Origin of the sequence: Gilvimarinus chinensis DSM 19667, assembly GCF_000377745.1 — a bacterium.
Taxonomy (GTDB): Bacteria; Pseudomonadota; Gammaproteobacteria; order Pseudomonadales; family Cellvibrionaceae; genus Gilvimarinus; species Gilvimarinus chinensis.
This window is the reverse complement of record NZ_KB898706.1, coordinates 776,499-797,562: the sequence shown is the minus strand read 5'-3', so window position 1 is coordinate 797,562 and position 21,064 is coordinate 776,499. Positions and strand designations below refer to the sequence as shown.

At 50.8% G+C, this 21,064-nt stretch carries 20 protein-coding genes; 4 read left to right on the top strand and 16 right to left on the bottom strand.

The window, feature by feature from the left end; translation table 11 throughout:
- Positions 1-2: 2 nt before the first annotated feature.
- The 10 genes from D568_RS0103645 to D568_RS20940 all read right to left on the bottom strand — a co-directional run bounded on the left by D568_RS0103645 (position 3) and on the right by D568_RS20940 (position 11,777).
- A complete protein-coding gene (locus D568_RS0103645; RefSeq protein ID WP_020208215.1) occupies positions 3-1,145 on the bottom strand; it encodes an HlyD family secretion protein in 1,143 nt (380 codons plus the stop codon).
- Entirely contained in the window at positions 1,142-2,686 is a 1,545-nt protein-coding gene (locus D568_RS19135) for a TolC family protein (RefSeq protein ID WP_157497606.1), read from the bottom strand. The genes D568_RS0103645 and D568_RS19135 overlap by 4 nt, the downstream gene beginning before the upstream one ends.
- Positions 2,679-3,782, bottom strand: a complete 1,104-nt coding sequence (locus D568_RS0103635) for an AI-2E family transporter (protein WP_020208213.1) — start codon at positions 3,780-3,782, stop codon at positions 2,679-2,681. The genes D568_RS19135 and D568_RS0103635 overlap by 8 nt, the downstream gene beginning before the upstream one ends.
- 287 nt (positions 3,783-4,069) lie before the next feature.
- Entirely contained in the window at positions 4,070-4,771 is a 702-nt protein-coding gene (locus tag D568_RS20945) for a hypothetical protein (RefSeq protein WP_020208212.1), read from the bottom strand.
- Between the two features lie 113 nt (positions 4,772-4,884).
- Positions 4,885-6,222, bottom strand: coding sequence for a GGDEF domain-containing protein (locus tag D568_RS0103625; protein WP_020208211.1), 1,338 nt, complete (start codon positions 6,220-6,222; stop codon positions 4,885-4,887).
- Between the two features lie 125 nt (positions 6,223-6,347).
- Complete coding sequence (locus D568_RS0103620) at positions 6,348-7,316, bottom strand: class 1 fructose-bisphosphatase (RefSeq protein ID WP_020208210.1); 969 nt, start codon at positions 7,314-7,316, stop codon at positions 6,348-6,350.
- Positions 7,317-7,375: 59 nt separating this feature from the next.
- Positions 7,376-8,137: a triose-phosphate isomerase gene (gene tpiA / locus D568_RS0103615; protein ID WP_020208209.1), complete on the bottom strand. Its 762-nt coding sequence runs from the start codon at positions 8,135-8,137 to the stop codon at positions 7,376-7,378.
- 285 nt (positions 8,138-8,422) lie between these two features.
- Positions 8,423-9,121 carry a LytR/AlgR family response regulator transcription factor gene (locus tag D568_RS0103610; RefSeq protein WP_020208208.1) on the bottom strand — a complete coding sequence of 233 codons (699 nt, stop codon included), beginning with the start codon at positions 9,119-9,121 and terminating at the stop codon, positions 8,423-8,425.
- Complete coding sequence (locus D568_RS0103605; protein ID WP_020208207.1) at positions 9,112-10,176, bottom strand: sensor histidine kinase; 1,065 nt, start codon at positions 10,174-10,176, stop codon at positions 9,112-9,114. Before D568_RS0103605 ends, D568_RS0103610 begins: the two co-directional genes overlap by 10 nt.
- Positions 10,173-11,777 (bottom strand): serine hydrolase domain-containing protein, encoded by a 1,605-nt coding sequence (locus tag D568_RS20940; protein WP_020208206.1) that lies wholly within the window; start codon positions 11,775-11,777, stop codon positions 10,173-10,175. The genes D568_RS0103605 and D568_RS20940 overlap by 4 nt, the downstream gene beginning before the upstream one ends.
- Before the next feature lie 187 nt (positions 11,778-11,964).
- Between D568_RS20940 and D568_RS0103595 the strand changes: the two genes are divergently transcribed.
- Positions 11,965-12,483, top strand: a complete 519-nt coding sequence (locus D568_RS0103595; RefSeq protein WP_020208205.1) for a YgjV family protein — start codon at positions 11,965-11,967, stop codon at positions 12,481-12,483.
- A gap of 31 nt (positions 12,484-12,514) precedes the next feature.
- On the opposite strand, the gene D568_RS0103590 is transcribed toward D568_RS0103595, so the two are convergent.
- The gene (locus D568_RS0103590) at positions 12,515-13,663 is read right to left on the bottom strand and encodes a glycoside hydrolase family 5 protein (protein WP_020208204.1); all 1,149 of its coding nucleotides are present in this window, start codon (positions 13,661-13,663) and stop codon (positions 12,515-12,517) included.
- Positions 13,664-13,798: 135 nt separating this feature from the next.
- Positions 13,799-14,734: a D-alanyl-D-alanine endopeptidase gene (pbpG, locus tag D568_RS0103585; protein ID WP_020208203.1), complete on the bottom strand. Its 936-nt coding sequence runs from the start codon at positions 14,732-14,734 to the stop codon at positions 13,799-13,801.
- A gap of 194 nt (positions 14,735-14,928) precedes the next feature.
- Between pbpG and D568_RS0103580 the strand changes: the two genes are divergently transcribed.
- Positions 14,929-15,375, top strand: coding sequence for a DUF2780 domain-containing protein (locus D568_RS0103580; RefSeq protein WP_020208202.1), 447 nt, complete (start codon positions 14,929-14,931; stop codon positions 15,373-15,375).
- Positions 15,376-15,490: 115 nt separating this feature from the next.
- Here D568_RS0103580 and D568_RS20935 read toward each other — a convergent pair whose 3' ends face one another.
- From D568_RS20935 to D568_RS0103560, 4 genes are all read right to left on the bottom strand, one after another.
- Positions 15,491-16,159, bottom strand: coding sequence for an OmpA family protein (locus D568_RS20935; RefSeq protein WP_020208201.1), 669 nt, complete (start codon positions 16,157-16,159; stop codon positions 15,491-15,493).
- A gap of 201 nt (positions 16,160-16,360) precedes the next feature.
- Entirely contained in the window at positions 16,361-16,753 is a 393-nt protein-coding gene (locus tag D568_RS0103570; protein ID WP_020208200.1) for a PA4575 family protein, read from the bottom strand.
- A gap of 135 nt (positions 16,754-16,888) precedes the next feature.
- Positions 16,889-17,905 (bottom strand): alpha/beta hydrolase, encoded by a 1,017-nt coding sequence (locus D568_RS0103565; protein WP_020208199.1) that lies wholly within the window; start codon positions 17,903-17,905, stop codon positions 16,889-16,891.
- A 106-nt stretch (positions 17,906-18,011) separates the two neighbouring features.
- Positions 18,012-18,899, bottom strand: coding sequence for a LysR family transcriptional regulator (locus D568_RS0103560; protein WP_026286832.1), 888 nt, complete (start codon positions 18,897-18,899; stop codon positions 18,012-18,014).
- Positions 18,900-19,148: 249 nt separating this feature from the next.
- Between D568_RS0103560 and D568_RS0103550 the strand changes: the two genes are divergently transcribed.
- Both D568_RS0103550 and D568_RS0103545 read left to right on the top strand, forming a co-directional pair.
- Positions 19,149-20,084: a hypothetical protein gene (locus tag D568_RS0103550; protein ID WP_157497605.1), complete on the top strand. Its 936-nt coding sequence runs from the start codon at positions 19,149-19,151 to the stop codon at positions 20,082-20,084.
- A 201-nt stretch (positions 20,085-20,285) separates the two neighbouring features.
- Complete coding sequence (locus D568_RS0103545; RefSeq protein ID WP_020208195.1) at positions 20,286-21,059, top strand: intradiol ring-cleavage dioxygenase; 774 nt, start codon at positions 20,286-20,288, stop codon at positions 21,057-21,059.
- Positions 21,060-21,064 lie beyond the last annotated feature (5 nt).

The window sequence follows — 21,064 nt, the reverse complement described above, 5'->3', positions numbered from 1 at the left end:
CATTAATACGCGTAAGTAAGAATACTTTGCAAACGAATATAGAGTTTACCCAGTAACCCTAATAATCCGTGTCCCTCGGTATACGCGATAACCGAAGCCTGACCACCAATACGGATCTGCTGGATTGCCTCATTGGATAATGACTCGGCAAACTCCACCTGTACCGGAAAACGCTGAGCTTGTCGCAACCAGTCGCGGTCGTTTTGCACTTTGGGTAAAGCGCCCGCATGAGCCGGTTGACCTGCGCTAACACCCACGCCAATACTCCGAATACGACCTTGAAGTATTTTTCCCGGCAGGGAGTCCAACACGATTTCAACCTCGGTACCCGGTGTTAAATGGCCAAGATTATTTTCGGTAAAATCCGCACTGATCCACACATCGTCAATAGATACCAGTGTTAATACCGGATTACCGGTGCCGGCAAACTGCCCTACATCAGCTCGCAAATCTGTCACTACGCCCGCAGCCTGGGCCACCACCGTCGTGTTATTTAAATCCAGCGTAGCTTTATCAACCGCCGCCTGAGCCGTTTGCAGCAGTGTATTGCTGTCGGCAGAGTCGCCACCTTTTTGCTCAATTGCGCGCTGAATGTCTGCTTCAGCCGCCACCACCTGAGCACGTGCCTGCTCTAGGCTTGCCTCGGACATTTCTAAGCGCCTTGCAGAAATAGTGCCCGGATCATTTTCACGTAAACGTTTTAAACGTTTGTAATCTTGCTCCGCTTTTAATTGTCCGGCCTTAGCAGCACGCAATCCCGCCCGCGCTTTTTCCACCCCCGCATCACCCGCCTGCACTTGGGTTTGGGTATTGTTTAAATTCGACTGCGCCTGCTGCAATGCAATTTTGTACTGAGACTGATCAATGGCAAAGAGTTTTTGACCCGCTTCAACACGCTCGTTGTTCTTTACCCATACATCCGTTAACACACCGGCCACTTTCGGAGCCACACCCACCACATAACCTTGAACCCGGGCCTGCGAGGTGTATGGCGTGAAGCGATCAGCCAGCAAATGCCACAACAATGTCAACAACACAACCGACAGCACAACAACAGCACCTCGAGATACGGCTTTTGTCGCATTCGAGGAGTCGGGAGCAGTGTTTTTTTGATCGTTAGTATCCTGTTCGGCGGTCTCGCTCATGGAGTGTTTCCTGTCTCTGGCGGGTAATCTAATGGAGCCTCTAGCAAATCACCCCAATCTGTGCGATTTTTCAGGGTGGCGCGGGTTTGCTCTCCAACAATGGTTTCAATATCTGCTTTTTGCCAGCCGCCACCTAAGGCTTGGTACAAACCTATTACCGCGGCGATATGATCTCCACGGTTGGTAACGGCACGATCCGATTGACGGAAAGTGGTTGCCTGAGCATCAAGGACACGCTGAAAATCTGAATACCCTTCTTTGTAGCGACGGGTAGCTATGGCTAAAGAGCGCTCGGCGGCGATTAGCGCATCGTCCAAGATTTTCTGGCTGGCTTGTGTTTGCGCCACACGGTTGGCGGCATCATCAATTTCCCGAGCAGCGTTCAGCACACTGGCTTGATATGCCTCCAAAGCCTGCTGTAAACGGGCATCCTGTACGCGAACGTTATTTTTAATTCGGCCATAATTGAATATGTTCCAGGTTAACGATGGCCCCGCCGCAAAACTCAATACATCATCCACAATGTCTATGTCATTGCCCGACCACCCTACCGTGCCAAACAGCGACAAAGACGGGTACAGATCGGCTTCGGCCAACCCCACCTGCGCCGATTGTGCTGCAGCCTGCCAGGCCGCGGTTCGTACATCCGGACGCCGTAACATCAATTCAGCCGGAATGCCCGCCACTGTATTTGAATCAAGCTGCGGCAAGGTACTGTCTATAGAATCCAGCTCAGGTAGGTTATTCGGCGCGCGGTTAAGTAATACACTTAACGCATTGCGCTGCTGCTGAAGCGCCAGACGCAGGCCTGGAATCGTCGCCTTAGTGGATAAATACTGGGACTTAGCCTGCTGCAAATCCAGCTCGGAGTCTTGGCCTTGTTTAAAAAGCTGCTCCGTAATATCGTAGCTTCGCTGTTGCAGTTTCAGATTATTTTGCGCAATTTCAATACGCTGCATCGTGGTTTTAATGCCGTAATATAAACTGGCAACCTGCGAAGCCAATATGACTTGCACATCACGATAGTTACTGAGAGAGGCGAAATAAGCCGCATCGGCGGACTCGACACCGCGACGAAAGCGCCCCCAAAAATCCATCTCCCAACCGATATTAAATGCTGCCTGGCTGGTAGTGAAATCTCGGTAGGCACCACCGCCGCGCTTTTTACCCACGTACGCCCCCTGAGCGGTAATTTGCTGCACTTGGGGGTACTGAGCTCCTGTCGCTACGCCGTGTAACGCGCGACTTTCAAGAATTCTCAAACCGGCAATTTTTAAACTGGGGCTCTGCTGGCGGGCCTCATCCATTAACTGATTCAGCACCGGGTCATTAAAACGGTGCCACCACTGACTGAGTGCCTCAACACTCTGGGACTGACTATTACCGTATAAATCTGACTGCCAGCTGGCCAGCCAATCCACGGCTGGCTCTTGAAAGTCTGGCCCGAGAGGGGCGCACCCTACAGCAACGATACATACCGACAGTGCTGCACTTAATGTCCACTTTTTTGCCCCCTTGCTCGCCGAGGTTTTGCTATTCACTGGCCGCTGATTCCTTTTTCACCCTGGCAACATTATCCTCCAGGTGTTGCCCTTCATTCACCCAGGCCATAAATAACTGATAGCTCACAGCCAAGACTACGGCCCCAATAAATAAACCAATCAAACCGCTGACGAACATACCACCCAGGGCCCCAAGAAGTACCACGGGCATAGGCACGGCCAGCCCCCGGCCTAACAACATAGGCTTGAGGACGTTATCGGCAAGACCGGCAACAATCAAATAAACCGTAAGAATGATATTGCTCAGCGTAGAACCATCACCCCCCGCCCAGAGCCAAATCACCACCGGAATAACGAAGATGGCGGCAGGCAACTGCACAATTCCACACACCAACACTGCCAAGGCCAATAAGCCAGCCGCGGGAATACCCGCGATTAAAAAGCCGACCCCTAATAACAGCGCCTGTATAAAAGCGACACCAATAACCCCGACAGCTACGGAGCGAACAGTCGCTACACTCAGAATATGCAGCTCATCACCAATATCGGAACCACACACACGATTAAAAATTCGGCCAGTGGTTTTTGCACCCGGCTTGGCGTAGGCCATAAAAATGCCCGCAATAATAAAGGCCGCCAGGAAAGCTAACGAAGTGGTGATTACCCCTCCCATAATCGACAGCGCTTTGCGAGCATAATCGCGCACTTGATGTTCGTGCTCGACTAGAAAGCCGCGCATATTCTCAGACGCCGCGCGCCAGGTTGACTCTACTTTCTCACCAACAATTGGCCAGGAAGCGACTTTTTGCGAAGGCTCGGGCACCTGCAAAGTTCCAGAAATTGCCTGGTTATATAGCGTAAGCATGTGATCCATAAAAGAAACGCTTAACAACACCGTCGGCGCGCCAATCAGCAATACGATGCCCCCAACCAGGATAGTGGCAGCGCGCCCTTCCCGGCCCCCGACTTTGGGGACAATTTTGGCGTGTACTGGATACAGAGCGATCGCTAAAATCATCGCCCAGAGCATCAAACCTAAAAAAGGACGCAGGTAGTTAAATGACAAGAACACCAACAAGGCGATCAGGCCAAGGCGAATGACTACATCAATAATGGGGGAGGAGGAAGGTTTCATTTTAGGTGATTCATCCCTATCAAGAATTTTGTCTATACCGCCGAGACCCTGGGCGATCCGTTGCGTCATTATAGCGACGTTTTATGGCGTTAAAGCTTACGTCAAATCGCTCAGCCGTTTCCAGCGTTAACGGCTCTGAAAGCTGAAATTAGCGCTTTTTTTATTAACACGTCTAATAAAATTGATGCAGTTTTAGAGTTCTAACGCTCAACTTACAGAGGCGCAATGGGCAGTGGAACATAAAAAAGCCGCCCTGCAGGCGGCTTTTGGCACGATAGCGGTTTTTATTACTCGGTATGAGTTACTTCTACCGCTACCATTGTTGTCATGGTAGCCACCAGCGCGTCACCAACATCGGCCAGCTTTAAGTTTTCTGGATTACGAGCGGTAAACTGACGTACCTCACCATCGACATTGCGCAACTTAAAGGTGTTTTCTTCCAAGTCAATTGCTTCAACCATAAACACGCGAACTTCAGTCGCACCAGCCAGCATGCCCGGCAGCTGCCCTTGCTCGGCACGCTCTGCAATTTCCACCAACCCTTCACCTGCCTCCAGGCCTTTACCATCCATCACCTCAAGGGTTAACTGCTTCATATACTCAGCGACAATTTCATCGCCTGCTTGCACCTGATCTAAATTCTGTACTTCCTCGCTGGCCACAAAGGTAATTTCACCATTCTCACCCACCAAAGTCACTTCGCGGGTATCATGATTAATAGCAGTAACAACCGCTGTCACCATGTCAGTTTCGGTCAATGCAATAAATGGTTTATCGCTCGCGTCAGTATCCTCAGCCATCAGCTCTTGAGCCGATTCTGCCACATCGTCAACTGCCGCAGCAGCTGGTTCGACGGCATTCTCTTCAACTACGGCCACAGCGGAATCAACCTTTGCGGCGGCGTCCTCTTGATTCTTTTCGCTGCAAGCGGTTAGCACGCCCAAAGCAATAAGTGTGGCCAAACTGGTTAAGGTGGAAACCTTTTTCATACAATCCTCTCCAATGGATACAACTGACAGCGCCCTAACAACGGACTTAAATGAAGGGTGAGTATAGAACCAAAAAAATGTTAAGAAAAGATAACTATCCCGACGATTTAAACTTAATCAGCCGTAGAAAGCTCTTTAACCGGCTCTAATCGCGCTACGACGACTCTATTTTTACCTGCCTTTTTAGCGCGATAAAGGGCATCATCGGCCTGTTTGAAAAACTGATCTAAATTATCACTCACCAAACTTGCCACCCCAAAACTCGCTGACATTGATGGTAAATCGGCATGTTCTTCCGTTTGAATTTTAACTCTCAGGTTTTCAGCCACCACTCGTGCACGACCTAAATCGGTATTAGGGCAAAGAATCATGAACTCCTCTCCTCCCCATCGAGCCACGATATCAGAGCTTCTTACACTGCTCATCATTAACTTGGCCAAGTGCACTAAAGCGGCATCCCCGGCATCGTGTCCATAGGTATCATTCAACTTTTTAAAGTCATCAAGATCCACCAATATCATGGATAAGGGTGTGGCCTGACTCCGCCAGGCCTCAACGCCATCGTATAAAGCCTCTCGAATACCTAATCGGTTGGCAGCACCTGTAAGCACATCCGTTTTGGCTAAATCTTCAATATGTTTATTCTCTAAATCCAGCATACGGTTGATTTTCATCAGCTTACGTTGATAAATCCCATGACGTTTCAGCTCAAGCTTCAGATAAATCACTCGCCCAAGCAAACACAAAAAGACCACTGCCACCCAGACGATGACGAGCCCCCTGTACATTTGCGCTTTTGATATTATTGGCCCTGAAAATTCCAGACCAGACAGACTGAAATTGTGTTGCCCGCCGAAAAGGTCAGCCCCCGTTTGAATTTCAATAAATAACACTTCATTAAAGTCAGGGTGTGCCAGAGAAGGGGGGATAGAATGCTCCGTCACCCACCAATCGGCTACGGAAAAGTCACTCAAATTAACCGTGTAGGGTTCGCCATTGAGATCACTGGCGCTGAGTTCAATGCCATTGTATTTGGTGGTGCCGGCGTTGCCGATGACATAATACTCAGGCTTACGGCTGCGCAAATAGATTCGGACGCTTTTGCCGTCACCGGAATAGCCTAAGGATAATTGAAGCGTCTTGAAACGCGACAAATCCATGCCATTGCCATCGGGGCCAACCAGATTGATTTGATAACTGCAAAAAGGATGGGCAAAACCAGGCTGCAGCTGACAGCGCCAGTGCGATGGTTGATCGGATACGAGCGCCGCTTCGCTATTGCCTCCAATATCACGATCAGAATACAGCCCGGCTGAATGTGCATTCAGATCTATATTGATTTTCCGTACTAACCAATCCTCGGGCAAAAATAATAGACCGATCGATATCACCGCCAGAAAGCCCAGTAACCACTCCGTTGCTGCTACGCGTTGTCTATCCTGCTTTCTCATAAGAGTAAGATACACCTACCACAAAGGTATCAAAGCAGTAATTCTACCAATCGTTGAACAATGTGCCACCACCTATTGCTTATACTCACCTCTCAAATTGAACGATTTGTACATAAGAGGCTTCTTTAGCGGGACAAGGATTGAAAAATGCCAACCTCGTTTTCTGCCCCCAGAATTACCGGTACTCGCTGATGCAACTGATCGGGAAGGATATCAAGAATATTCTCAGCCCCCGCCACGGCTTTACCACCTGCTTTTTCCACCAGCAAGGCCATAGGGTTAGCTTCATACAGCAGTCGCAATTTACCCTTGTGTACTTTACTTTGCGTATTCGCGGGATATAAAAAGATACCACCGCGCATTAACACTCGGTGAACGTCTCCCACCATGGCTCCATTCCACCGCATATTAAAGTCTTTACCGCGATGCCCCGCACTACCTTCCTGCAAGCCTGATATATACGCCTGTGTAGCGGGTGCCCAATGGCGCTGGTTAGCCATATTAATGGCAAATTCCTGACAATCTGCCGGGATGCGAAGTTCTGTTTCGGTCAACTGATATACGCCTTTATCGGGCACCAAGGTGTAAAGACGAGTTGCTCCGCCCGTGGTAAGAGCCATCTGAGTAGAGGGGCCATACAACATATACCCAGCACACACCTGACTGCGCCCCGGTTGCGCGAACTGATCGGAACTGTCACAGGCCACCTCATCGCGCGCCGGATACACGGTGAAGATAGTACCAATTTGCCCATTGATATCGATGTTGGAAGAGCCATCTAACGGATCAAAGGCAACGATGTAAGCACCACCATGATTGGCAGCCACAACATTGTCTTCTTCCTCCGACGCGATAGCCCTCACTTGCGGTAACGACAGCAGAGCCTCTTTGAGCATATCGTTGGCGATAACGTCTAATTTTTTTTGGGTTTCACCCTGAACGTTTTGTTCGCCCGCACTGCCCAGCACACCAGACAAAGCGCCCAAGCGCACCTTGGCAGCGATTTCGCCACTGACATCGGCCAGTTTCATAATCAATTCGGCAAGCGTATTAGGCGTCTCATCAACGCTGAGTTGGCGGGCTAAATCTATCACGGCTACTTCCTTTTCTCGGTACTTTTTGACCGGTTTATATAAGTTGAGGCTGGGCTGTACTAAGGGGCAACATCATTAGCGATGGAGCATATTTGGGTAAAGTGCTCGGGGTCTAAGCTGGCACCACCGACCAATAATCCATCCACATTGGGCATAGCCAAAAGCTCGGCCGCGTTATCTTTTTTCACACTGCCACCGTAGAGAATTTGCACTTGGCCGGCGGCTTCAGCACCCAGAATTTCAACCAACTCCTGATGTATGTATTCGTGTACTTGTTGAACCTGCTCAGCGGTGGCCGCCTTGCCTGTACCGATAGCCCACACGGGCTCATAGGCTATGCAAAGACGCTTGCCCTGCAATTCCAGACCGGGCAAAGCCTGATGCAACTGACGGTATAAAATATCCTGAGTTAAGCCTAACTCGTGCTGCTGGTTATTCTCACCCACACACAATATGGGCATTAATTCAGCGGTAAGCGCGCGTTCAATTTTGGTGTGACAGGAAGCGTCATTTTCAAGGAACACCTGACGCCGTTCAGAATGACCGATTAAACAAAAACCACATCCTACCTCTTTGAGCATTTGCGCTGATGTTTCCCCAGTAAAAGCGCCTGAGGCAAATTTACTCACATTCTGACTACCGACCATAATGGCGGAGTTGCGCAAAAAGCTCACCATGTCACTGATGTACACATAGGGTGGCGCGATACCAATTTCAGCCTTAAAGCTTTTGGTCAGAAAAGAAGCCACCGAGGTACAGATAAGATCCGTACCACCATTCAGTTTCCAATTTGCTACCACAAGCGGCGCGCGTTTTTTCATCTACCAGAATCCTCAGATCGAGATTTTGCCAAACCAAAATAAATAACTGGGCTTACCAATTTAATTCTATCTGAATCTATTGGCCTATCCAAACCCAAATTTTATTTGCGCCATATATTAGGGGAAAATTGGTTAACAATCAGCGCCGAATAAGCGGAAAAGACTCTAGTTACAGATGTTTTGCAAAAAAAGCAGCAGCAAGTGCACGAGATTTAAGCCCCCGATAAAGGCACAAACCAAGAAACCGATTACATTAATTGTCACACAACCTGGCCTTACAAAAAGTCACAGCGACCACAAGCGCCGAAATTCCACCCCTTGGCGCTTTGAAATAAGCACTTCGAGGTTGTTTCGAAGCGTTACAACAAAACCGCCGCTGACCGCTGGCTCTATCACTTCAATGTAGGCGGTATTAATAATCCAGCTGCGGCTGGCGCGAAAGAACTGCGAACTGTCGAGCCGCTCGGCGATAGCACTGATAGGTCGATATACCGAGGGCGCGGCGTCGGCGAGATGAACCTTGGTGTAATTGCCCATAGCTTCAAAAGCGTAAACATCGGCGAGGCTGACGAAGAAACAGCGTTCGCCGTCTTTGATAAAAATGCGATTGTCGGATTTTAGCCGCTGCAATTGCGGGCGGCTTTGTTGTACCTTGGCCAGCGCCGCAGCCAAACGCTCTTGGCGCACCGGCTTGAGTAAATAATCCAGTGCGTTTACTTCAAATGAGCGCAGGGCATATTCATCAAACGCGGTAACAAAAATAACCTGGGGTACCGTCGCGGCCTGCTGTAGTACATCAAAGCCACTGCCGTCGGGCAAATCAATATCCAACAACAACAGATCCGGCGACTCCCGTCCCAGCAGCGACACCGCCTCGGCCACGGTGGCCGCTTCCAGCACTGCTGCGGTGTGCCCGAGTTCGGCCAACTGCTGCTTGAGCTCGACACGTGCCAGGCGGCTGTCGTCGACAATGGCTACGCGCATGAGGCGGCCTCCGCGGGCAGGGATACCATCACCCTGACACGATCGTGATCTTCCCCTGTGGTACGCTGATAATCCAGCTGTGCAACCTTGGCCGGGTACATTAAGGCCAGGCGCCGCTCGACATTGTGCAAGCCAATGCCTGGTTTGTTTTCACAGGCCGTGTCGCTCGCACGCGGACAGGGATTTTGGATGGCAATCAACAGGGTCTCGTCCTCCATTGTTATCTGCAGAACAACCTCTCCACCGCGCGGCAATTTGCTAATGCCGTGTTTGATGGCATTTTCCACTACCAGCTGCAGCAGCATGCGCGGGATTAAACACTCAAGTGCGGTGGGTTCGACCTCCGCGTTAAAAATAAGCCTGTCTTCATAATGCAGCTGACACAAGGCGATGTATTCGCGCACTATTTCCAGCTCTTCGGCGAGGCTGACTTTGCTGCTGTTATCGCGCTGTAAATTGTAGCGCAACATATCCGCCAGCTGCGCCAGCGCTTCACGGGATTTGGCCGGGTCGTGCAAAATCATCGCGCGGATATTATTGAGCACATTAAACAAAAAATGCGGGCTTAGCTGTTGAATCAGCACGTCTAACTGACTGGAAGCTAACGCCTGATTCATTTCCCGCAGTTGTCTGGTTTTTATGATGGTCAGGTAAATAGCGCTCCACAAAACCAGTGCGGTAATCATGTTAGCCGCATTGCCCCAGAACACCATTTTAAATACCAGCCACTGCTGCCCAGGCGCTATTGGGTCGGCGATGCCGGCGACCGATAATCCATATACACACAGCATAAGCACCAAACCGGCAAAGCAACCACCCACTACCGACTGACAGAATAAATACAGCAACTGCCAGTAAATCGCGGTGTGGTACAACCAGCGTTTAAACCCTAGGCGGATCAGATGTGAATAACAGGCCGCTGCGCCTATCAACACAGCACCGTACAGATACTCAAACGGAGTGAAAAAAGCCTTAAGAGAAACGACAAAGGTAAGACCGATGTATAAGGCCAACCAGCCGAGCGCCTGATAAACCGGGTAAAAAATACTGTTCATGGTGTTGTCAGCATGGGTGCCAGCGCCTCTGCCCCTAGGGGGATGGACTGGTTGTTCAACAGCACCATCGCCCGCGATCCGTCCAGGTAAAATCCGATCACACTAGTAAAGCCTGCTGTCATGCCGCCGTGCCAGGCATAGGCACGACCCTGGGCATCTTCGCCCAGTATCCAGCCGAGCGGATGCATACAGCAGGGCCCTAACTCAGAGGCAGGATTGAGCATGGTGGCAAGCAGCGCACTATCATCCCGTGCCAGCTGCAGCATCGCCTGCAGGTATTTCACCATATCTGGCAGAGTGGCAACCACTGCGCCGGCGCCAGCGAGCGCGTCAAAATGCCAAGCTGATACGGGTTTATCGGTTACGTTGTAGCCTTGAACCAAATTGCCCGGATCCCCTCGCGCCGTTAAAGCCACAAAAGCATCCTGCATTTGCAATGGCGCAAATACCCGGTGTTGCAACAGCTCGGCGAAACTAACACTCGCGCTGCGCGCCAAAGCCTCGCCCAAAATGCCGTAAGCGAAATTAGAGTACTGATACTCCTCGCCCTGCGGGGTTAGGTCTTGCAGCGCCGCGTGCAGCTCGGCCTGACCATAGTCCGCGTAGGGGTCGGCAAAAGTTTCGGGTGTTAGAGAGAGATTATCCGGCAGGCGCGGCAAACCGCTGTGGTGGCTGGCCAAATCCACCAGCCTTAGCTGTGCAGAGACATCGGGCCAAAAGTCAGCGACTTGGCTGTCACTGTTTAGACGCCCCTCAGCCAGCATTTGCGCCAGCACATAGGCGACCATGGTTTTGGTGTTTGAGCCTATCTCGTACTGGGTGCTGGCATCGTGATCGGCGTAGTAAGTTGTTTCAACATTTGCGCGGGTAATCACAGCTAGGGCGCCGCCGTGCTTACCCGCCTGCGGCTTTGGGGAGGGTACTTGCGCCTCCTCTGCCAAAGGCGTTTTTTTAAAACTGAGGGGGCGCTCCATTCCCTGAGTAAAGGTGCCCCGGTAAGCACCATCTTTAAATTCACCTCTGTAACTGGCGTGAATCAAGGGCGAGGCAAAACTGACACGCGCAGCATTGATATCGACCTCCGTTAGCGGAATGTTGTATGAATGCTGCGCCGGGCTATCCAGGGTGCCAATGTAGCCTGTGGGCAAAACCGCAATATTCAATTGCAAAGGCAGCGCGGTAGCCCCATCGATCAGCAGTTCGCCACTGTAACGGCCCTCAAACGTTAAGCGCTCACGATCGGCCGCAGTCAGTGGCTGCAAGTCAATCTTAACTGACTTGCCCTGGGTAAACTTACCCTTTAAAACCCCTTCGTTTAACTCGCCGCTGAAACTGGCATTTAACTCTTGGTCGGTAAAAGTAACTCGATTGCCGCTCAGGGCAAATTCGCTAGGGACCCGGCCGAACATGCTCTGGTTGGGGCTATCCAAAGTGAGATTGCCGTTTTCAATATTGATACCCAGCACCAGATGCACGCCCTGAGGAAACTCCAGCAGTCCGCGCCAGCGGGCGTTTAGCTCCTGCGAATAATCGGCCGCCATCGCCGAGCCGGAGCAGATCGCAAGACATACTGCTAATAAAGGCTTAAGAAATAGTTTCATGGTTTAACCCTCCTTGTGTATCGAGCCCCTACAATACCGCCGCCAGTGTTGAAACACTGGCAATTTATGACCAACGGGGCGTCTGCAGGTCGAGCGTCCTGGAGCAACCGCCGTGTAACCCAATGGCGGAACAAGCGCGGTTCTGGTAAACTTGGCGACCTTTCTTCCTCATATTATAAACCCCGCTATGACGCTTCCCGAACTCGACCTTGCCCAGGCCGTGGGCTTTGTCAGCTTTGCATTGGGTATTGCCTGTTTTTACCAGCGCGATGATCTGCGCTTAAAACGCATTATGGTGGCCATGAATTTAAATCATGCGTTGCATTTCGCCCTGCTTGGCGCGCACACGGCCGTAGCCAGTGCGCTGCTTTCGCTTGTACGCACCACCCTTGCGCTGCACACCAGCTCTAAACTGGTGGCCTTTATCTTTATTGCGGTATCTTTGGCTTGGGGGATTTATTTGTCCGATGCTTGGTACGACATCTTCCCTATTCTGGGTACCTGCATCGGCACCTACACGGTATTTTGCTTAAGTGGTATTGCGATGCGCTTTGGCTTTTTGTTGGGCGCCTGCTGCTGGTTAACCAACAATATTCTGGTGGGCTCTATTGGTTTAACCCTGCTGGAAATCACGTTAATTGCCGTCAACCTAAACACTATTCGACGCCTGTACTTGCAACGCCGTACAACCATTACGACCGGCTAGCGAAGCACGAAACTTCGCTAGCAAAGCTCGATTACTCGCCCGCCTGCATGACTTTTTTGAAAAACGCGCCCTGCTCTGACGGCGTAAAGTCCCAATCATTAATCAGTGTTGGCGACCAGTCTGGATCAAACACCCAGGCCGTCCAGCTGATATCACGTGCTGCCATAAACTCAATAATACGCGGGCCGTAAGTGCCCTCATTATGAATAACCGGCACATGAGCGCCATAGCCATCTTCACGTACCCAGCCAAGTTCAGTGGCCATCACGGGATAATTTTCAGCCACGTAACCCCATTGTTTTTGCCAGGCATCAAAAAACGCCTGCTTGGTATCTACCGCAGGTTTGGCTTTTTGCGGATAAGGGTGAATGGCGTAGGCAATTCCTTCACGACGCACGGGTTTGTCAGGGACAAAACTCAAATCATACGCCCAGTTAAACCCGCTCACTAAAGGGATGACGTTGTTATCATAAACGTAAATTAAATCTATCAGCTCCTCATGAATGTCGCGCAACCCTTCCCAACTCGCCTTTCCCAAAGACTCAGCACCATTGCCAATAAAATCGTGTGTCGGCTCGTTATACAGCTCATACACCGCCATGGTAGGCACACCGCGATAACGCAGAGCAACCTGCTGCCAGAATTTGCGGGTTTCAGCCATGGTAGTTTCGTACATAGGATGCTGATAAAGGTTGGACTGAATATTCCCGATGACATGCCAGTCCAGAATGATGTAGAGGTTGTTGTTGTTCGCCCAACGCACGGCTTCATCTAAACGCTGGAAATACCAAGTTTGCCCCTCTCGCCGCCACGCCATGGGGTGAATAGGTATGCGCACGGTATTCGCACCCCAGGCGGCGATTTCGCTGAACAGCCTTTCACTCCACTGGCCGTTATAGGCGAGCTTGGCGGGGTCGGCGATATTAACCCCCTGCAATACCACCTTTTGGTTTTGCTCGTTGACGACCAAACGGCTATCGACACGCAGCTGACTTTGCGGCTTAGCCAAACTCGCGGTATCGAAGGCTGTGGGGTATGGAATATTCCAGAATTCTTCTGCATTTAATTGAGCGGCGGTAAAGCCGTGGTTTTGATTCAGCGTTTTATCGTCTGGTACCGTGTTGCAAGCCGTGAGCAGCCAGGCGCAAACGCACACCAAAGCCAGGTGAGTTTTGATCATGGGGATTCTCTCTTGTTGTACTTTAGTATTATTAAAATAGATGTTATTCAATAATTACCGGGCCTTGGCTGGCCCGGTGAAAGGAATATAGCAGCTCTTGCCCCGCCCCATCACTTTTGATTTGATGAAATGAGATTAACGAACGGCGGCCGCCCCCTCGGTAGATAGCGCACGAGTATCGCTCGCCATGACGGCATCACGCAGTTGGGCGGCTTTTTCGGCTTCATAGCGCTGGGCAGCACCGGCAATCTGGCTGCCCGAGCCCGAGGTAATCCAACGCTTACTGCGCCCGGCATCCCCAAGGGGTGTACGCTTACCAAAAGAGTCGAGAAAAACCATAGCCACGGGTTCATCCTCGATCGAAGTCACCATCACCAGGCATCGCCCCGCCTCCGTCAGATAACCCGTTTTACTTAACTCGACCTCCCAGCGAGAGCTGCGAACTAAAGGGTTGGTGTTGGCGTAATACAGCGAGTAACCGGGTTGGGTGAACCAAACGTCGTGCTTGGAGCTGGTACTGGCTTCGCGAATAGCCGGGTACTGATAAGCGGCTTTGACCATGCGCATCAAGTCACTGGCTGTAGAGACATTCTTTTCTGACAGACCGCTCGAATCGACAAAACGGGTGTTGAGCATACCTATATCACGAGCTTTCGTGTTCATTGCCTCAATAAATGCGTCATAGCCGTCGGGGTGATGCCAGGCCAGCAGATAAGCGGCGTAGTTCTCCGAAGACATCAGGGCTATTTTCAAGAGATCCGAACGTTTGGCGGCTGAGCCAGGGCGAATACGGGAGTAGGCGTTGGCGGCAGCGGGGAAATGGCGTTTTTCGACGGTTAAACGCTCGTCCATATCAGCCTTCGAGTCCAGCACCACCATGGCGGTCATCACTTTAGTAATAGAGGCAACGGGCATAACCCAATCAGAGCGCTTTTCAAACAGCGGCTGCTCACTGTTTAAGGGCATTATTTGGGCGCTTACCGACGCCAACTGCAATGCGGGGGCGGTGTCATCAGCCCCTGCCAACGGGGCCAGTACTACAAGAATTATCGACTTCAACCAACGTGACATTTATCCCCCAGCCTAACTTGGTAAAAAGTCATAGGTTAGCATGAATAATCCGCCAGTTCTGACTTGTGGCTCACACCCAGCCTATTGCGGGGAAATATTGAACCACGCAAAATAAAGCCGCCGTGAGCGAGTAATCACGCTACTATGAGCCTGCGACTAGTTACAATGGCCGACTTTCAACCAATGGAGATGTTATGAAACACATATTAATCGCTTTTTTGTCGCTGGTTTTTGCCGTTACTGCAAACGCCTTTGATATGGGAGATGTGGATAAAGCACTGGGCTCTAACTCTGAAAGCGCCTTACCCTCTGGTCTTTTGAGTAATTTAACTGAGTCACTGGGTGTTAGCTCTGAACAAGCGGCTGGCGGTACCTCAGCACTATTGGCCATGGCCGCTAACAACCTGTCAGACGACCAAACTTCGGTTTTAGGCGATATTCTGCCAGTGGGTAACAGTGGCGGAATTGCTTCGCAGCTCATCAGCCAGGTTACCAACATGGAGAGCGTCAAAACTGTGTTCGACTCATTGGGCATGGATACCGCGATGGTAAATCAGTTTGCGCCTATCGTTCTGGATTATGTGGGCAATAACGGTGGCAAAGAACTTTTGGGTTCTCTGAGCTCTCTGTGGGGACAGTAAACTGACAAGCTCAATCGTTATTGGCTTACTGTAACCTTCATGATGTACAGCGGGGGCCGCGATAGCGCCCCCCGTCTGCTTTAAACAAAATCAGAAAATGCTTTCTTACCCATTCTTATCGAGCACTGAGTTGCTCACGCTCTTGCGAGCTCAGTAAATTAACTTCTACCCGGCGATTTTGCTCTCGGCCTGCTGCATTACTATTGTCCGCAATGGGGCTAGCTTCGCCATGCCCTTGCACTTGCCATTTAACGACCTCGGCACCCTGGCTTTCCAAGTACTTCACCACGCTCTGGGCACGGCGCTCGGATAGGTCTCGGTTGTAGTCACTGGGGCCAGTTGCATCGGTGTAGCCATCAACCGCGGCATGTACGGGGACGCCTTCCGCATCTTCTGCAGCATCGAGAAGGTTTAAAAGTTCTGTTTTCGCTAGAGGTGTCAATTTTGCAGAATCAAATTCAAACTGTACCGTTTTCTCCACCGGCAGCACCTCACTAACCTCAGTGTCAGAAGAGGTAGAGGTTGGCGTAGGAGCTGGCGCAGGATCGCGCGAACTGACTTCGGTTTCTTGCGCTGCTTCGCTGTCAGTGACTTTCACCGAGTGGTAACCGCTTTGAGCGGCGTTGACGTTACGCACATCTTTTTCGGTGCGCATGTTCACCAATTGATATTCATCACCTTCGGCATTGGTATTGGTTTGTGCGGTGTCTGTATTGCTGCAGGCAGACAATGCCATTACCGATACACTAAGAGATACACCTAACCATGTAGCTTTACTGTTCATCTGTCGCTCCTGTTTCGTTGTGATACTGATCACAGAGCGAGACTCGTGCCAAGGCATACAAATGCCGAAGAATTAAGGAGTTTTTGTGATAACTCGCAAACTTCACCTGAGAAGCGGGCAAAAATCACACAACAGTGAGACAACCACAGCGGGTTAGCACGCAAGCTTTACGGTAGGAATGTAACTTTTACGAGAAAATATTTACCAATCTAAAAAAACATCTTTAGGGTCAAAGCGGTAATCCACTTGTGAGTGGACTTTGAGGCTGCGCATTTGCTTTATATCCCTTTGGGCGTGCAACGACCAGATAGGGTATCCCTCCCGTTGCAGCTGAAAATCGCCGTTCAATAATTGCTGGATGATCGCCCGGCGTGCCCCAATGGCCTGGTCCATATTTTGATAAGGGCTTTGCGCCGTCGCTCGTTCGGGTGTCGATAAAGATGCGGCACCCGCATAAGCCAGCAGCGTGGTGATGTTGTCCTCGTCTCGACGAAGGTGCAGCTCCACCCGCCGCGTATTTTTGGTTAATACAACCGGGTCCGGCGTATTCGGAATAATGCTACAGCAATGAGGTGTTTGGGTGGTATCGGGCATGGCGCCCTCCGTGGGAAATTAATTGAATAATTTGTCGCCGGAGGCATAACCTAAGCGTAGAAGCCAAGCCCGATAATCGCTATTTTCATTGCGCTTTTTTTACTTAATCACGTGGCGCGGGACACACCCGCACGCTTATAAGTGCTCACGCAAAAAAGGCAGTATGTCATTGTTAAGCACGGGCACCGCATGAGTATCAAAACAGCTGTCCAGCACTTCAATACATCCGGTGTCCATATAGGCGTGATTATTACCCTCATAAACTTTGATCGTAGCAGGCTGGCCAGCGGCGTGTAGTGTATCGACATACGCATTCACCGCTTTAGGTGGTGTGGTGGTATCCATGCTACCCACGTGATGAAATTGCGGCGCAAGTTGATACTCACCCGAGCTTGGAATGTTATAAAGCGGTGACACCGCTTTGTAATAATCTGGGTTTACCTCAACGGTAATACCATTGCCAAAAATGCCGCGCGCTTCGGCATTGGCAAATTGCCAAAACATATTTTGCGACGACTCAAAGCCACCTTTGGCGGCGGCATGCAAATCAAACGCACCATAGCTCACCACTGCCGCTTGTACTTTTAAGCCGTCCTCGGCGGCAACTTGCTCCGCGGTTTTACCCTCTGGCAACCACGTAGGATTAAAACCCAAACTGTCACCGGCAAAGCCGTCGCTTTCCAGGTTGCGCCCGGCGGTTAAAATCATACTGGTTAAATGGCCCCCTGCACTGTCGCCGGTAATGGCAACGCGATTGGGGTCACCGCCGTAGTCCGCGATATGAGCCTTGACCCACAGCAGGCCGCCAAACACGTCTTCGACGATTTCATTCATGGTGGTGGTATTACCATTATCCGTCAGCAAGCGGTAATTCATATTCGCCACCACATAACCGCCGTGTTCAGTCAGGTACTGGCTCATGGCATCCATCACACTTTCATCGTTAATTAACCAACCGCCGCCGTGGTAAATTACCACCACAGGTCGGGCTTTTGCGTCTGTTTCGGGGGTGTAGATATCCAGCTTAAGCGCTTTGCCATCGGCGTCGGCCCAGTGAATATCGTTGTGCTTTTTAACGGTGTAGGTGTCGGCAGCAGCGAGGCCACTGCAGGTGAAAGACCAAGCCATTAGCAGGCTGATAGCGTATTTCATGGGTAGCTCCTGTAATTGTTATTGTGTGATTGCAACGATTATGTAAAAGCAACAGGGCCTAACCATAGCGAGGCCCCAGACCCCTCGCCAGCGCATTTTCAACTCTTTACCCATCTTCGCCCTTGGCCATTTTCACAAAAGCATCCACATAATCGGTTTGCCGATCAGCATTACGCACCCCCAAATAAATGTGTTTGGCAACGCCATTGTTGCCCAGCCGAAGCGGTGTAATGGGTAAGCTGGCTGCATACTCCTCCACCAGCCAGCGCGGCAGTGCCGCTACGCCCCGCCCGGCTGCCACCGTGTGCAACATAATGTCGGTGGTTTCAATGGTTTTATGCTGCCTGGGCGCAATGCCAGCAGGCATTAAAAAGTGGCTGTAAATATCCAAGCGCTCAATGGGCACGGGGTAGGAAATCAGCACTTCGTCCACAAGGTCTCGCGGTTGCACATGGCTTTTTTTCGCTAGCCGATGGCCGCTGAAAACCACCAGCACCTGCTCATAATCAAACACCGGTGTGAATTCCACGCCCGGTTTATGCAGTGGGTCGGGCGTGACTAATAAATCGATATCGTGACCAAATAATGCCGCCATCCCGCCAAATTGAAACTGCTGCTTAACGTCCACATCCACACCCGGCCAAGCGTCGAGGTAAGGCCCCACAATCTTCAGCAACCACTGATAGCAAGGGTGGCACTCCATACCAATGCGCAGGGCGCCTCGCTCCCCCGCCGCCATTTGTTGCAGCACCTGCTCGGCGTGCTCAAACTGAGGCAGCAGGCGGTTAGCCAGCGACAGTAAGTATTCACCTGCTGCGGTCAAACGCAGGCGACGCCCCTCTTTTTCCCACAGTTCGATATTAAGGCGCTGTTCTAACTTTTTAACCGAATGACTCAACGCCGATTGCGTCAAGTGCAAGCTTTCGGCAGCTCCCGTCAATGTTCCTTCTCGCTGTACCGCACGCAGTAATGTGAGGTGGTGTCGCTCCAACATAACCATGAACTCAGATAATTGTTTTGGCAGATACTAACACTTTTAGTCATGCTTGGTGGGCTAGCCAATACGGGCCCACAGTATGGGCGTATTTCAATCACCTCCAGAATCACAAACTCAGCGCGGCAACATAATCAGTAACAGTTGCCGTCTATACTTAAATGGTCCGTTCTTTGTTGTTGAGGTAATGATGGTATATCGCACCCCTTTTTTTCTGCTTGCGATTGCCAGCTCACAAGCTAGCGCCGAATGGTCTATCGACCCTTCGCTAATCGCCTTTGGCGACGTTTATACCATCCCAAACACCATCTTAATGCTGCGGATAATGATGCGGGCTTGTGGTTGCGCAGACTCTATTTAACTCTGGACGTAACGCCCTCTAACCTACCCTTTAGCCTTCGCTTGCGCAGTGAAACCAATGGCCCAGATCATATTGCCGAGGACGATGATTTCAGCAACCAGTTAAAAGATGCCTACCTTGAATGGGATATTCATCAGCATAAAATCATCTTCGGAAAGCAGAGCGCTCTGACGTTTCAACGAATTGAATCCTTCTGGCAAGTTCGTTCACTGGAGAAAACCGCACCGGATTTACAGGGTATTACCAGCCGGATTTTCGGCCTCGGCGTAAGCGGCACTTTCTTTAACAATAACGTTCGATATGCGGTGGCAACCTCTACCAGCGGCAGTCTTGGCATTGACCACGCCCAACGGGCCAAATATCAGGCATCGCTCGATTTCACATTAACCGATCGGTTATCTCTTGAACTCTATGCGGATGAGCTAAAAAATGAAAATCACAGTGCCAGCGCCAACACCCAACAAGTGTTTTTGCGCTGGCAAAGTGAGACCAGTCGTATCGGCGTACATTACACCCAACGCGACTCACGTGGCGGAGACAACACCCCCGGAGATGTTGAACTCTTCTCGGTGTTCGCCTCAACCTCAGCAACACCCTGGCCACTTATCGCCCGAGCAGACCGTTTGCTCAAGCCCAGCGCGCGCGGTGAAAACATCGACTATATGCCGTTTTCCCCCGAGTCAAAGTCCACGCTGTACATTCTGGGTAGCGAGTTCCGGCTCTCGCCCGAATTTCGCTTACTGCCCAATATTGAGTATGTGGATTACGATCAGGATATAGCGAGCGATTGGTATCTAAAACTTACGCTGGAATTTACTCTTTAAGCAAAAGGGTTCTGACTGAGTGTTAACCAAAAGACAACGTACTGTTGCTGACTAACCAAAAAGTACCACCACATTTTCAACTGAAAACTCAGTATACGAATGTATCAAACTGTAAAACTGGCATGCGCCCACGAACTTCACCTCGGCTTATTTCTCTAATTCCGTACGCTGAAATCGCCAACAATAAGTGGAGCGCGGCTTATGCTTGTAAAACTAAAGAACGATTTAAACCTGACACAACCCCGCCCTCGTCACCTGTCACAAAGGTTAGATGACAAGCTGGCTGGTACGAGACTGGCAGGGTGCGGCTCGGCCAGTAACAACACGGGGGCCGCAAATGCAAGCAGCTCCCCCAGCATTAGCACTGAGCAAGGCAGCTGTGTGCTAATGCCGCAGGAAACTGAAGGCCCGTATCCACTGTCAGTCATCCTGAGCAATTCGGCTTATGTTCGCGGCACTATTCACGAAGACAAACCGGGCATTCCGCTCGCGTTAAAATTTAATTTGGTGGATATCAATAACGGATGCGAAGCTTTTCCTTATGCTTCTATTTACGTCTGGCACTGCGATAAAGACGGGCTTTACTCCGGCTATTCTCAACCGGGCGCCAACACCATCGGCGAAACCTTCTGCCGGGGAATTCAAGACGTAAATCAAAACGGCGAAGTCACTTTCCACACTATTTTCCCCGGTTGGTATGCCGGGCGACTAACGCACATCCACTTTCAAGTATTTCTCTACAATGATACGGCCTCGGTCGCTACCGCCACCTCTCAACTGGCGTTTCCCGATGACATCGTCGAAGCCGTTTATAACTCTGACCTGTATGGTGAGAAAGGACAAAACACGCCGGTGCGGTCATGCGCTGAAGATGGCATTTTTGCCGATGGCATTGAAAGCCAGCTTGTCAGCATCAAGGGTTCGGTAAGCGATGGATACACTGCGACACTGACCATAGGCGTCGCAGTAAATTAGCAGAG

Coding starts and splice junctions, on each gene's coding strand:
- D568_RS0103590 (WP_020208204.1), bottom strand. CDS start 13,663: ATGATCAAAACTCACCTGGCTTTGGTGTGCGTTTGCGCCTGGCTGCTC.
- D568_RS0103545 (WP_020208195.1), top strand. CDS start 20,286: ATGCTTGTAAAACTAAAGAACGATTTAAACCTGACACAACCCCGCCCT.
- D568_RS0103565 (WP_020208199.1), bottom strand. CDS start 17,905: ATGAAATACGCTATCAGCCTGCTAATGGCTTGGTCTTTCACCTGCAGT.
- D568_RS20935 (WP_020208201.1), bottom strand. CDS start 16,159: ATGAACAGTAAAGCTACATGGTTAGGTGTATCTCTTAGTGTATCGGTA.
- D568_RS0103580 (WP_020208202.1), top strand. CDS start 14,929: ATGAAACACATATTAATCGCTTTTTTGTCGCTGGTTTTTGCCGTTACT.
- D568_RS0103625 (WP_020208211.1), bottom strand. CDS start 6,222: ATGAGAAAGCAGGATAGACAACGCGTAGCAGCAACGGAGTGGTTACTG.
- D568_RS0103595 (WP_020208205.1), top strand. CDS start 11,965: ATGACGCTTCCCGAACTCGACCTTGCCCAGGCCGTGGGCTTTGTCAGC.
- tpiA (WP_020208209.1), bottom strand. CDS start 8,137: ATGAAAAAACGCGCGCCGCTTGTGGTAGCAAATTGGAAACTGAATGGT.
- D568_RS20940 (WP_020208206.1), bottom strand. CDS start 11,777: ATGAAACTATTTCTTAAGCCTTTATTAGCAGTATGTCTTGCGATCTGC.
- D568_RS0103570 (WP_020208200.1), bottom strand. CDS start 16,753: ATGCCCGATACCACCCAAACACCTCATTGCTGTAGCATTATTCCGAAT.
- pbpG (WP_020208203.1), bottom strand. CDS start 14,734: ATGTCACGTTGGTTGAAGTCGATAATTCTTGTAGTACTGGCCCCGTTG.
- D568_RS0103605 (WP_020208207.1), bottom strand. CDS start 10,176: ATGAACAGTATTTTTTACCCGGTTTATCAGGCGCTCGGCTGGTTGGCC.
- D568_RS0103645 (WP_020208215.1), bottom strand. CDS start 1,145: ATGAGCGAGACCGCCGAACAGGATACTAACGATCAAAAAAACACTGCT.
- D568_RS20945 (WP_020208212.1), bottom strand. CDS start 4,771: ATGAAAAAGGTTTCCACCTTAACCAGTTTGGCCACACTTATTGCTTTG.
- D568_RS0103635 (WP_020208213.1), bottom strand. CDS start 3,782: ATGAAACCTTCCTCCTCCCCCATTATTGATGTAGTCATTCGCCTTGGC.
- D568_RS0103550 (WP_157497605.1), top strand. CDS start 19,149: ATGGTCTATCGACCCTTCGCTAATCGCCTTTGGCGACGTTTATACCAT.
- D568_RS0103610 (WP_020208208.1), bottom strand. CDS start 9,121: ATGCGCGTAGCCATTGTCGACGACAGCCGCCTGGCACGTGTCGAGCTC.
- D568_RS0103560 (WP_026286832.1), bottom strand. CDS start 18,899: ATGTTGGAGCGACACCACCTCACATTACTGCGTGCGGTACAGCGAGAA.